The sequence below is a fragment of the Micromonospora sp. NPDC092111 genome, assembly GCF_044755745.1.
Lineage (GTDB): Bacteria > Actinomycetota > Actinomycetes > Mycobacteriales > Micromonosporaceae > Micromonospora.
Window position 1 is genome coordinate 18,016 of the sequence record NZ_JBIVRQ010000031.1, and the last position, 12,305, is coordinate 30,320.

Sequence of the window (12,305 nt, forward strand, 5' to 3'; positions counted from 1 at the left end):
CCCTCCTTCGATTACGGGTGCACAGGGGCGACCGGCGGGCCATACGGCCATCGCCAGCTAGTGATCGAGTGGTGCCCTACCGGGCGCGGTCAGGGAGAACGCGGTGGTACCGGGATGAGCTGGCCGCGAAACGGCGTCCCGCTACGGCACAGCCGGTCCCGTCGCGGAAGCCCACCGCCCGCCCGGCTGCTGCCGGGCGTCGGTCGCCACATCCGCCACAGCGCGGGGCCACCCGACTCCAACAGGATCGGCGACCTCGGCTCGTAACCCAGCCCGGCCAACACACCCTCACGAGGACGACCACCGGGGACCTCCGCATACGACGGCAACCCCTCAGCGTCCAGACCCCGGTGGTGGACGGCCAGCAACACCGGCACCGCATCGTCCCGGCCGGGACGGGCCGCGACGTGCGCGAGATGATGATGCGGAATGTGCGGCACCACCGCGTCGAGGCAGGCGTGCAGCAACGCGAACCGGGACGCGCGGGGGCCGAGGGCCCGGTGCAGGTCAAACGTCCACACCGCAGACGGCACCGGCACCTCCACCCGCGGATACCAGACCGCCACCGCCGACCGGTCGTCGGTCGTGTCCACCAGGCCGTCCCGCAACCCCCACGACACCACCAGCCGCGCGTACCGGCGCAGCGCCACCGGCCGCTCGGTGGCGTCCGGCACCAACCAGCCACCCAGCGGGCCAGCGGACAACGCCTGCGCCACCACCACCGACAACGCGTCGAGATCCGCACCCGAGGCCCGACGCACCACCACAGCCCGCGTCATGTCACATTCCCCGACCGGCGGTCGCCGCCGTTGCCGCCGGTCGTCCCGGTGACCGGGGCGGCGGTGCCAGCGGACCGTTGCCGGGACGCCCACAACGCCGCGTCGAACCCGTGCCGGAACGTCACCGCCAGATGCAGGTCAGCGGGGTCGACGCCGCCGATCGGCAACCACGTCCGCGCTTCCTCGATCAACTGCGGCGGCCCACACACATACACCGCCTGCCCCGGCAGATGGTGGTACAACACCAGGGACAGCAAGTCACCCTGGGCTGTCGGGTCCACGTCCTCGTCGTCGGAGAACGCCAACACCACCGTCAACCAGTCACCATGCGCCCGTCGAAGCTCGTCCAATCCCGCCGCGTCGTACAGGTCCAGCAGGGTGCGGGAACCCACCACCAGAGTCACCCGCCGCCGGCCCGGTGACGCGGCGACCTGCTCCACCAACGCCCGCAACGGCGCAAGCCCCGTACCCCCGGCGGCCAGGAGCAGATCGGCGTCACCGGCCGCCGCCAACGACAACCCCACCTCACACGCCGGCCCCAACCACAGCAACTCCCCCACCGCCACCTGCTCGACCAGCACCGGTGAGACAACACCTCTGGGGACGGCACGAATGTGGAACTCCACCGTCCCGTCCGGACGCGGCGCATTCGCCGGAGACAACCACCGCCACCGACCCGGCACCCGAGGCGAACACACCGGCAACGCCTCACCCGGCAGGTAGCGCAGACGCCGCACCGGACGCACCGTGACCACGGCGATCCCCTCGGACGCCGACACCACCGACTCGACCTCACCGAACGTCACATGCGGGCCGTCACCCAACATCCCGGCCGCCTGCTCGGCCACACGCAACGTCCGACGGCAACCCTGCTCCCAGACGTGGGTCAGCTCCGGGTTCCACGACTCGCCGGCGAACCGGCGCACCGTGTCCACCAGGGCCGCCGCAATCACCGTCCCGTGGTACGGGTAAAAATCGAACCGCCGGTACAAGCGCCCCAGCACCACCAGACCAGCCTGGCGGCCTGCAGGATCACCCCGACCAGCGATCGACTCCGCGAGCGTCGAGAAGAACACCGGCGCGAGCCGCTCCGGAAGGAACCGCACACTCCGGTCCGCCATGAACGACCAGAAATACCCTGCCGCCCGCTCATGATCGGTAACAACGAGTGCCAGTGACCGCCCAAGATCAGCCATTGTGCGGCGGCCTGCAAAGACGTCCCACAACGGTCGATTCGACCCACCGTCTCGTCACAACGAGAGGCGAAGCGGTGCCGGCAGAAGCGCTGGTAACAGGTGCCCGTCGATCGGCAGCAGGCAGGTCGGCTCGACCCGAGATCACCGCAGCGTCTGCGCGTCCACCCGCCGCACGGTCATGGGTGGTTACGTTCACGGCGTTGCGGTCCAAGAAGACGCAACCAGGATCGAACGGACGATCATCGACGGGCATGAACCACTTCATCCGGTGGGTCGTCACGTCCACCCCTCTCAACGCTGGCATCGGACAACTCGTCCCGCGCACCACAGGTCCGCCTCTCCTGCTACGCCTCGACAGTGCGGAGAAGCGGTCGCACGGCAACTGCATCCACGATCATTTACATGGCCCTGATCCCGCCACCTGTGATCGTTGGGAGGTTTCATTCCGTCAATTCCCCGTGTCGCGGGGAAGTTACATAGACGGGCCGAATTGCGTACCGTGACAGCAACATCGATGGGCAGGGCTGACGGAGAAGGGCCCCAAACGTGACCGGCGGGAACTCGGAAAGTCTGCGGCAACAGCAAACGCGCCTCGCCGCCGAACTGCGGTCAGCGGGAAGGACATGGGTCGAGGCCGCCGAGGTCTTCCGCGACAGGTTCCGACTCAACCCCCGCGTCGCGCTCCGCGTCGTTCGTGGATGGAGCCAGGCCAAGGCCGCCGAGGAGTGGAACCTGCGTTGGCCCAACGAACCCAAGACGTTCAAGAGCTTCTCGTACTGGGAGATCTGGCCCGGCAAGGGCGGCTACTCACCCTCGCAGGACAACCTGGCCCGCCTCGCAGAGATCTACGAATGCAGCGTCGCCGACCTCCTGGCCGATCTGCCGAGCTTCCGCCACCTCGACTCCGCCAGGGGATCAGCCCCGGCCGCGCCCGAGGGTATGAACGCTGGCCTCGTAGGTGAAATCATAGTGCCGAGCGAAGCAGAGATCCTGCTTCGTGACCTGCTCGGCCGGCGCCCTGGTGCCGAGGCGGACGCTCCGTCACAAGCGGAAGCGGCTGGCCTGTACCGCCTGCCCGAGGAGGTCAACTTCGGAGAGTTGGCGCAGGTCATCATCATGTGGATGCAACGAGTACCACACTCCCAGACTCGCCGGGACATGCTGAGCAGCCTGACAGCCGCGCTGGCCGTCGCTGCGACAGCACCGCTATTAGAGCTGGCAGGCTCCGCCGACAGCGCCAGCGCCGCACCGATGCTGGCCGATCCCGCAAGGTTCGAACCGGCCACCCTCGCGCACTGCGAAGCAATGATGCCCAACCTACGCAAGCAGGGCGACGTCCTCGGCGCGAGCCCCACCCTGCCCAGCGCGTTGGCCTATCGCCGCATCGCCGAACAGCAGGCTAAAGCAGCTCCCCAGGGCCCACACCGCGACCGAGCAGTGGCCGCCTACGCCGAACTGACCCAGCTCGCCGGCTGGCTGTGCTTCAACATGGGCGACTACAACTCCGCACAACGGTTCTACGACGACGCACGAGCCGCCGCACACGAGGCCCGAGCAGTGGAACTGGTGACCTACATTCTCTGCACAATGAGCCACCTGGCAACCTGGCAGGGCAAACCGCGAATTGGCATCGACCACGCCGTCGCCGCCTCCGCCTGGGCCGACCAGAGCGGCAGCCCCTACGCCCGCGCCTACGCCGCCGACGTAGCCGTCCGCGCACTCACCGCCGACGGCCAAGCCCACCAATCCAAACAAGCCCTCGACCGCGAACACACCGCGCTGCAAGCAGCCCTCACCGACCCCCAACCCAGCCAGTCCTGGTGGTACTTCTACGACGAGTCCTTCTTCTGGGCTACCAACGCCCAGAACGCCCTGAAGTTCGACGGAGTTGACCGGGTCATGGCAACCACCGAGAGGGCCCTTAAGCTCAACGACCAAGGAAATCTCCACGAGCGGTCGTTCCGCCTGCTGTATCGCGCGGAGGCATTTGCACGGCAACAGAACGTCGGTCTCGCCTGCCAAACCATCTCCGACGTTGTGGAGCTGGCCTCGGTGAACTCGACACGCCGCATCGAACAGCGAGTGCAGCAATTGCGGCGCGGACTCGACCCGTGGAAACGCACACGAGCGGTACGGGAACTCGACCAGGCGATCAACGCCTACCGGTCGCCACCCCGCGCCTAACGGAGCGGGCGCACGAACTTGACGTATTCCCGGTAATAAGCACCGGGACCTCCAGGAACGACACCGACCCGCTGCCAGCCCCACCCCTCATAGAGCGCATGAGTACCGGTCGCGGCGGGGTTGGCCGACAGCGTGGCACGTTCCTCACGGCGGCCACTCAGGAATCCGTCATGCAGGCCGCGCCCGATTCCCCGGCCCTGCCATGCCTTACGTACCTCGATCTCGGCCAGGACCACCGTACGTTCGCCACCACGCTCGTCGGTGAACCCCTCCTCCGGGGCCGGCTGAAGCCCGGCGAACCAGTCCCGGTCCTGCCGCAGGCTGTACCCGAAGACGAACCCCACCAGCTCATCCCCCACCCGGGCGACGACCAGCTCGTAGTTCCGCGCGCCCAATGCCGCCGTGGCCCGGCTCCGAAACGCGTCGACCTTGACCGTCGCGTCCTCGCCAGGAACCTGCCCGTAGGCATCCGCGTAGACCTCACACAGCTCATCCATCAATCCGGCGGCAGCCTCTGCTCCGAGGCGGGCATACGTCACATCGGTCACACCCACCACCCTACGGACGCTCCACGGCCCCGCCCTTCCCCGCGCCACGGGGAACTACGCTGAGCAACCCTTGTTGCCAGCCTCGTAGTTAATGAACCCTTTTCATCGTGACGGGCCTGGTCGGGATGGGTGGAGGAGAGTGGGTGTCGACATAGGACGAGGCTCCCGGTAGGACAGCAGTCGACCAAGATCCGATGCCCCAAACCAGCCGTGCGCAGCAGATGACCCGGCCGCGACGGGTGTGTGCACGGCTCGAAGTACGTCCGGTTGCCCGCGCTGCATGTCCGTTTGGACGGGCGTGTCTGGTCGTGAACCGCCGCCCGGCTGCCTAGACTCGCGCGGTGGCCCAACTCGCGAACTGTGTCGGGACATGAGGGCCTGTCATAGCGCTGGGGGCTGGGTTCGATGAGTCATGCCAAGCTGGTCCGGGACAAGATTCCGCAGATCGTCCGCGAACGGGGCGCGGAGCCGGTAACCAGGGTCGCTGACGCTGATGAGTACCGTGGTTTGCTGCGGGAGAAGCTGGTCGAGGAGGTCGATGAGTTTTTGGACTCGGAGGACCCCCATGAGTTGGCGGACGTTCTGGAGGTTCTGCTGGCGTTGGCCATTGATCTTGGTGTTAATCGAGACCAGCTAGAGAAGTTGCGTATGGCCAAGGTGGCCGAGCGTGGAGGGTTCTCCCGTCGGATCGTGTGGTCGGGCAACGTGCCCGCAGGCGGTCACGTAATCCATGTGGGCTTGACAAGCAACGCTTGACCGGCGGCGGGTGAGGTCTTCAGCGGAATCTGCTCCGTGGTGGGTCGCAGTCCGGCCTGGCGCCCGAGGGCAATGACTTCCTCTGTTGGTATGCCCTTCTGGAACGTGCCCTTGGCCTCACTGGACCAGTATCCGTCGTGATGCGTTTGCCAGTTTGCTGAGGTGGCCCGCGGATCGATGTCGGCTGGCGAGCGGGTGACGACGAACAGGTGGCCTCCTGGGCGCACGAATCGGGCGGCATGCTGGATTGCCCGGATGCGCTGCCAGGGGTCGGGGAGGACGTTGAGTACGAAGACGTTCGTGACTAGGTCGTACTGGCGTTGGGGTTCGATGGCCTGGCCGAAGCCGGGGTGGGGGTCCCACCCGTCGGCGTCCAGTCCCGAAGCCCGGTAGTGATGAACGTCGCTACCACGCCCGCAGCCGTGGTCAAGGATGGTGGCGACGCCCAGCTGAGGAGCGATGACCTCGACGACTGTGCGGGCGAACGGGGACGAGCGGGCCCGTGTCATCGCGGTTTTATGGGGTTGGTAGTCGCTGCGCGTGTACAACGATTCGTCGATGGGTTCTGGTAGCAGCGTGAATAGGGTTTCCTGCTCCTCGTCGGCGGCTGGGGGGAGAGTGACCGGAGCATCGATAAGGATGCCCGAGTGGTCGGTGAACGCCTGCTCACCCTTGCGGGTGGTGTGGTCGTAGCGCACGGTGATCGCCGGGTGTAGGTGATCGGGGACTAGGGCCAGGTCGCAGCGGAACTGGCTGGGCACCCCGGTGTGGTGACGTTCGATGGTGAATTGGGACGGGTCTGTCGCGGTGCTGTCGACGAGGCCGAGTTCTGCCAGTAGCGCGGAGAGCGGCGCCCGGTCTGTGGTGTTGTTGAAGGTACTGGGCTGGCCGTTGTGGAGTCCGTCTATCGGGCGTGGGGCGATGTTGAAGTCGCCGCAGGCGATCGTGGGGCGTCCTTGTTCGGCGGCGATGGCTTTCTGGAGCTGGTCGAGCTGACTACTGCGCGTGGTGGTCGATCCGCAATCGAGGTAGGTGTTGCAGACAACGAGCCAGGCTAGTTCCAGGCGTTGCACGAAGCGGTCGGGCCGGGAGGCAGGTGGGGTGGCGAAGCGTTCGGCGATCCAGCAGAACAGGTCCCCGTCTCCGGCGATCGACCGGAAGCCGGCGAGGTCGACCGGTGTCCGGTGGAGAGGCTTCCACGGTTCCTGGGCGACGAGCACGTCAACATGGTGGTGGTGTAGCCAGGCCGTGAGTTTGGCACGGGCGGCGGGGTTGCCGAGACGCTTGTTCAGGTTGATTGATGCCAGGCGCACGTGAGTCCTCCTGCGGGGTCACGGAGTTTCTGATCGGGTCTCTTCGGCGAATGCGTGCCACAGCATGTTGAGGGGATGCGTGGGTGCGTACTGCTGTCGTTCGCCTGTGCGGGCGAACACGCCGGTGACTAGTTCGAGCATCGGGTCGAAGTCTTCGGCAAACGCGACGAGCCGGAAGTCGGGGCTACTGGGTAGTCGTCCTTCGATGGCGTCCTGCCCGATCGCCGCGGAGACGATCATGCAGCCGTGGGCCATGCCGGAGCGTAGCAACGCCAGGCCGTAGTAGATGTCGTCGATGCTCGCGACGAGGGTGAGCTGCCTGCGGTAGTCCGCGCCGTACCAACGTTTGAGGAATTCCACGATCACGCCACCGGAGGGGATGACCAGCGGTACCGACGGTAGTCGGTCGACCCCGACCGCTTTAACTGGCAGTTCGCGACGGGACAGGTTGGTCAGCAGTACCAGCCCTTCGCGATGCCATTCAAGGAAGTCGTACTGGTCGGGTACCTCGGCGCTTCCGGCGGCGGAGGCGAGTCCGCCGCACATCAGGTCGACCTCGTTGGTGTCCAGCCGACTGAACGCGTCCTTCGTGCGTACGTGCAGGACTTTGAGTTCGATTTCGCGGGAGGTGAACTCGTCGCTGACGCGCTGCCACACCCTGCCTAGGAGTCCGAGGGTGAACTCGGTGGTTCCAACGGCGACCGTCTGGCCCAGTCGCCGACGGGCGTCGTTGACCGATGCTTGCCAGGTGCCCAGCGTTTCGCGGGCCAGGTCGATGAACTGCTGTCCGGACGGGGTAAACAGGAATGGCTGTCCACGACCCTGTTTGATCACCAGCAGCTCGCCGCACATCTGTTGGAAGTTGCGGTTGAGTGTGTCCAGTTGCTTTTGCACACTGGACTGTTCCCGACCCAGCGTCCGGGCAGCGCCCAGCGCTGAGCCGGTCTCGGCCACCAGCATCAAGGTACGCAGTTGGTCGAACGTGGTATCCAGCAGCCCAGGTCCGACTGCCATGAGCCCGTCAGAGCCCGGCACGCTTACCCGCCCAGTCCTGTCCTCCACGCCTCACCGCCGTTCACGCATCGGTGAACTGTCCTGTCGTGCAGTTGAAGTGCACCACATCGCAGTTATCGCCGAAACCATCTTCGGATGTTCGCTAGTACATCTAGACGCTGCGAAACGAACCAGGGAACATCTAACCATCAGTGTTCATCCGATAACAGGAGGGAGCTGGTGGTGTTAACAGCGGGCGAGATCACGAGACTAATCAAGACGGGTGAGGTCGGCTGGCCCGGCAAGCTGCGCGGAGACGGCCTCCTCCTGTGCTTGGGCGCACCCGTGCAGTTGCTGGTAGCGACAGCTGCGGGTGCCACCGTCGACCTGGCGGACCAGGCCAGCATCAACCAGCTCTACCAGCCACCCCGCAAGCGGTGGGACAGTTGCGAGATACCACCCGGACGCATGGCGCTCTGCCAGGTGGACCAGCCGCTGCGAATCGGCCCGGGCCAGGCTGGCGCGATCGGTACGCTCTCGCATCTGGCCCGCGTCGGCCTGGCCACGCACGTCACCAGCCGCTGGGTGCTACCTGGTTGGAACGGCCACCTCACCCTCGAACTACTCAACGTCAGTCCTGCCACGCTGCGCATTCGCTGCGGCATGCCGGTGGCCCGGCTGGTCTTGTTCAGCATGGACGGCCCCATCGCGCATGCCTCCGCACATCCCTTTTACGGCGGCGGTGGGCATCTGGGCAGCCGCTATGCCGACGAGTTTCCCGCCCACGAGTATCAGGGGTGACCGCATGGACTGCGCCTTCTGCGCCGAGTTCGCCAGCACCGGTGACGGCAGCCGGATCATCGTCGAGGACGACGGTTGGCTGCTCCTGCCAACTGTCGGCTGCTTCACTCCAGGCTATTGCCTGTTCATGCCCCTCGATCATGTCGACGCCGCGGCAGACCTGAACCCGAACGAACTGGTGAGGGTCGAGCCGGCCGTCGAACGAATGCGGGCGCGCATCGAGTCGGTGTTCGGTCCGACCATCCTCGCCGAACACGGCTCACGCGACTGCCAGCTCGGGGCGGGCTGCTGCACCCATTGCCACCTGCACCTGATCCCGGTTCCCGACGCAGACGCGGTCACCGTCGCGTACCAAAACACGGGTGGAGACGGAAGGGCGTTACGTGGACTAGTGGACCTAGCTTCCGCCGCCGAAGGCCCGTACCTCTACCTGTCGCCCCGACCGGGCAAACACCTCTTCTGGTCCGCCGACAGCCGCTTCGCCCGCCAGTATGTACGCCGCGTCTGCGCCCAACTACACGGCATCGCGGGTCAGTCCGACTGGCGCGACCACCCGTTCAGCCACAACCAACGCCTCACCGCCGACATCCTGCGCGGTGTCTTCGATCAGCAGACGGCCTGAACGGGAGACAGCGATGCGTCACGGCCGGCACCAACTGCTGCACAGCCTCGACCGCGACCAATTGGCCACCGCAGCTGCCGACCAACGCTGGCCGAAGTGGTCGACCATGTGCCAGCTACGCCTGCTCGGCAACCCCGTCCTCAATGGCGTCTGCGTCACCCCCGATGCCGACACCACCGCCCTACCCGCAGCGATTCGTACTCTGGCGGACGCGACTGGCGCGACGGAGCTGATGGTCCGCTCCGATGGCGGCGTCGAGACCCGCGCCTACTACCGCGGCGGCAACAGCCTCCCGATCGACCAGGTCGAACCACATGCCGCCGACTTGATCGCCGGAGGTCGAGCGGTCATCCTCCTCGAGCCCACCAACCGATTCACCAACCAGCTCTCTGCCCTACTCCGCATGGACCGGCCCGCACCCAGACAGCCCGGAACCTTCGCAGTCGAGGTCCTCGGCGCCGGCTACGACGTCGGCGACCTCACCCGTGGTGGCATCCGCCCCCAGGTCTCCGTCTCGATCGCCAGCGTCACCTGGCACCGCTACGACGAACCGTGGTGGGCAGACCTGCGCGTCACCCGGGACCTGTCACCCAAGGCCGCACACGCCCGCCGACAGGCCCGGCTGGAGCGCCTCGCCCCCCACATCCGCACCATTACCGGGCCAGGCTCCCTCAACGACTCGGACGAAGCGTCTGCAGCCGCAGAGTGGCTACGCGCCCAGGGGCACGTTGACCTCTGGCGCGACACCGACCCCACCGAGCGGGTGATCCGGTCAATCCGGGAGTGGTTCGATGTGGCGTTCCTGATCGCCCTCCACCATCCCAACCGCAACTGGCGCTGCCTGGCCACCTCACTGTCGGACCTCGGCGCACGACGGACCGTCTACTGGGACGTCGTCGACGCCGCCCGCAAGTACGCGACCCCGGATCGGAGAATCATGTGAGCCGCGACGTCGTCTATCTCGACTACCAGGCCACCACCCCGGTCGACCAACGCGTTTTCGACGCAATGCTGCCGTTCCTCGCACAGCAATACGCCAACCCGTCCAGCCCACACCAGCCCGGTCGCCAAGCCGCAACCGCCCTCCGAGCTGCACGCCGCCAGGTGAAAACATCGCTGGGCGCCCAGCATGACACAGAGATCGTGTTCACCTCCGGTGCCACCGAAGCCAACCACCTCGCCATCCTCGGCGCCGTCACCGCCAGCCCGCGACCCAACGCCGACCACATCATCACCACCGCCATCGAGCACCAGTCAGTTCTGGCTTCCTGCGACCAACTCGGTCGCGCCGGGTATTCCGTCACCACCGTCCCGGTGGATCACCATGGGCGCGTGAACCCCGCCGACGTCGCCGTAGCCATCACCCCGCGTACCGTTCTGGTGTCAGTCATGTACGCCAACAATGAAATCGGCACCGTCCAGCCGATCGCCGACATCGCCGCCATCACCCGCCGCCACAAGGTGCTACTGCACACCGACGCCGCTCAAGCCATCGGCGCACTCGACATCGACGTTGATCGGCTCGGGGTCGACCTGCTCACCATTTCCGCACACAAGATCTACGGTCCAAAAGGCATCGGTGCCCTCTACGTCCGCCGCAGAACGCCCGTACGGCCTCAATACGCCGGCAGTCAGGAGCACGGCATAAGAGCCGGCACCGTCAATCTCGCCAGCGCCATCGCCCTCGCGGAAGCCCTACGCATCCTCTCCACCGAACGCGAACACGAAACCCAACGCATTGCGCAGCTACGTGACGGCCTCGCCGACCGCCTGCAAGCCGCCCTCCCACACGCCTACATCAACGGCAGCCCCGAACACCGACTACCCGGCAACCTCAGCCTCACCATCCCCGGCATCGACGCTGCCGATCTCATCAACGCCTTACCCGACCTTGCCATCTCCAACGGCTCAGCCTGCACCAGCGGACACACCAAACCGTCCCACGTCCTCACCGCCATCGGCCTAGGTGGTTCTGACGCGCGAGCTACCATCCGAATCAGCCTCGGCCGAGAAACCCGGGAGAGCGACATCGAACACGCCGCCCACCGGATCGGCACCACAGCCGCTCGCCCTCCCGCTGCCTGGCCGAGCGACATCAGTTGAATGAGCCCGTTTCATCGTGACGGGCCTGGTCGGGATGGGTGGAGGAGAGTTGGTGTCGATATAGGACGAGGCTCCCGGTAGGACAGCAGTCGACCAAGATCCGATGCCCCAAACCGGGAATCTCGCTGTGCTGTCTTACCCGTCCAGGATCGCGCTGTCCAGCCGTACCCTGAACCACCTCGCCGACCTCATCCGCGCCGCACGCGCCCGACGTCGGGGCCGGTGGTGGCGCCTCGATGCCGGCCGGCATGCCCTGCTCGCCCTGGCCCACCTCCGCAACGGTGACACCATCACCCGCCTGGCCTGCGGCTTCACGGTCAGCGTCACCACGGCCTGGCGGTACGTCCGGGAAGCCATCGACCTACTCGCCACGCACGCCGACCACCTGAACGCGGCCCTGCGGCGCATCGGCCGGCTCGCCTACGCGATTCTCGACGGCACCCTGATCCCCATCGACCGGGTCTCCGACCAGCGCCCGTACTACTCCGGAAAACACAAGCGCCACGGGGTGAACGTGCAGGTCATCGCCGACTGCAAAGGGGCGCCTGATCTGGGCCTCACCCGCCCTGCCCAGCGCGGTGCACGACCTGACCGCCGCCCGCACCCACGGCCTGATCGACGCTCTGACCAGCATCAACGTCATAACCTTCGCCGACAAGGCTTACCAAGGCGCTGGCGGCAGTGTCCGTACGCCATTCAAACGCCGCCGATACCGACCCCGACTGTCCCACCGGCAGAACACCGTCAACCGCCACCACGCCAAGATCCGAGCCGTCGGCGAACGCGCCGTCGCCACCCTCAAGGGCTGGAAGATCCCGACCAAGCTCCACTGCTGCCCCCGACGCACCACCGCGATCGTCCAGGCCATCCTCGTCCTACATCACGTCCAGACCAACCCAAACCCACGATGAAAAGGGCTGTGAAGGTAGGTGTTGGCTGGCCTGGGGCTAGCTGGCAGGGTCAGCGTCATGATCGCAGCTGGGTGTGGCTCATGAAAATGGTGGCCCCAC

11 protein-coding genes and 1 pseudogene are annotated in these 12,305 nt (G+C 66.3%); 7 read left to right on the top strand and 5 right to left on the bottom strand.

The features are described from left to right. Positions 1–89 precede the first annotated feature (89 nt). On the bottom strand, positions 90–779 hold the full coding sequence (locus tag ACIQG9_RS29250) for an N-acetyltransferase (RefSeq protein WP_400408413.1): 690 nt from the start codon (positions 777–779) through the stop codon (positions 90–92). Next, positions 776–2,005, bottom strand: a complete 1,230-nt coding sequence (locus ACIQG9_RS29255) for an FAD-binding oxidoreductase (RefSeq protein ID WP_400408415.1) — start codon at positions 2,003–2,005, stop codon at positions 776–778. The genes ACIQG9_RS29250 and ACIQG9_RS29255 overlap by 4 nt, the downstream gene beginning before the upstream one ends. Positions 2,006–2,521: 516 nt before the next feature. Between ACIQG9_RS29255 and ACIQG9_RS29260 the strand changes: the two genes are divergently transcribed. Next, entirely contained in the window at positions 2,522–4,159 is a 1,638-nt protein-coding gene (locus tag ACIQG9_RS29260) for a hypothetical protein (RefSeq protein ID WP_400408416.1), read from the top strand. Here the strand turns inward: ACIQG9_RS29260 and ACIQG9_RS29265 are convergent. After that, entirely contained in the window at positions 4,156–4,707 is a 552-nt protein-coding gene (locus ACIQG9_RS29265) for a GNAT family N-acetyltransferase (RefSeq protein ID WP_400408417.1), read from the bottom strand. The genes ACIQG9_RS29260 and ACIQG9_RS29265 overlap by 4 nt on opposite strands. Before the next feature lie 405 nt (positions 4,708–5,112). Here ACIQG9_RS29265 and ACIQG9_RS29270 point away from each other — a divergent pair, with 405 nt between their 5' ends. Continuing rightward, on the top strand, positions 5,113–5,463 hold the full coding sequence (locus ACIQG9_RS29270) for a nucleoside triphosphate pyrophosphohydrolase (protein ID WP_400408419.1): 351 nt from the start codon (positions 5,113–5,115) through the stop codon (positions 5,461–5,463). Here the strand turns inward: ACIQG9_RS29270 and ACIQG9_RS29275 are convergent. Beyond that, positions 5,427–6,776 carry a methyltransferase domain-containing protein gene (locus tag ACIQG9_RS29275; protein WP_400408421.1) on the bottom strand — a complete coding sequence of 450 codons (1,350 nt, stop codon included), beginning with the start codon at positions 6,774–6,776 and terminating at the stop codon, positions 5,427–5,429. The genes ACIQG9_RS29270 and ACIQG9_RS29275 overlap by 37 nt on opposite strands. 18 nt (positions 6,777–6,794) lie before the next feature. Beyond that, a complete protein-coding gene (locus ACIQG9_RS29280; RefSeq protein WP_400408423.1) occupies positions 6,795–7,790 on the bottom strand; it encodes a LysR family transcriptional regulator in 996 nt (331 codons plus the stop codon). 219 nt (positions 7,791–8,009) lie between these two features. Between ACIQG9_RS29280 and ACIQG9_RS29285 the strand changes: the two genes are divergently transcribed. The 5 genes and pseudogenes from ACIQG9_RS29285 to ACIQG9_RS29305 all read left to right on the top strand — a co-directional run bounded on the left by ACIQG9_RS29285 (position 8,010) and on the right by ACIQG9_RS29305 (position 12,206). After that, complete coding sequence (locus ACIQG9_RS29285; protein ID WP_400408425.1) at positions 8,010–8,570, top strand: dCTP deaminase domain-containing protein; 561 nt, start codon at positions 8,010–8,012, stop codon at positions 8,568–8,570. Positions 8,571–8,574: 4 nt separating this feature from the next. Continuing rightward, positions 8,575–9,192, top strand: coding sequence for an HIT family protein (locus tag ACIQG9_RS29290; RefSeq protein WP_400408427.1), 618 nt, complete (start codon positions 8,575–8,577; stop codon positions 9,190–9,192). 13 nt (positions 9,193–9,205) lie between these two features. Continuing rightward, the gene (locus tag ACIQG9_RS29295; RefSeq protein ID WP_400408429.1) at positions 9,206–10,135 is read left to right on the top strand and encodes a hypothetical protein; all 930 of its coding nucleotides are present in this window, start codon (positions 9,206–9,208) and stop codon (positions 10,133–10,135) included. Continuing rightward, entirely contained in the window at positions 10,132–11,295 is a 1,164-nt protein-coding gene (locus ACIQG9_RS29300; protein WP_400408431.1) for a cysteine desulfurase family protein, read from the top strand. Before ACIQG9_RS29295 ends, ACIQG9_RS29300 begins: the two co-directional genes overlap by 4 nt. Positions 11,296–11,422: 127 nt before the next feature. Further along, positions 11,423–12,206 (top strand): annotated as a pseudogene (locus tag ACIQG9_RS29305) (transposase family protein). Positions 12,207–12,305: the final 99 nt, after the last annotated feature.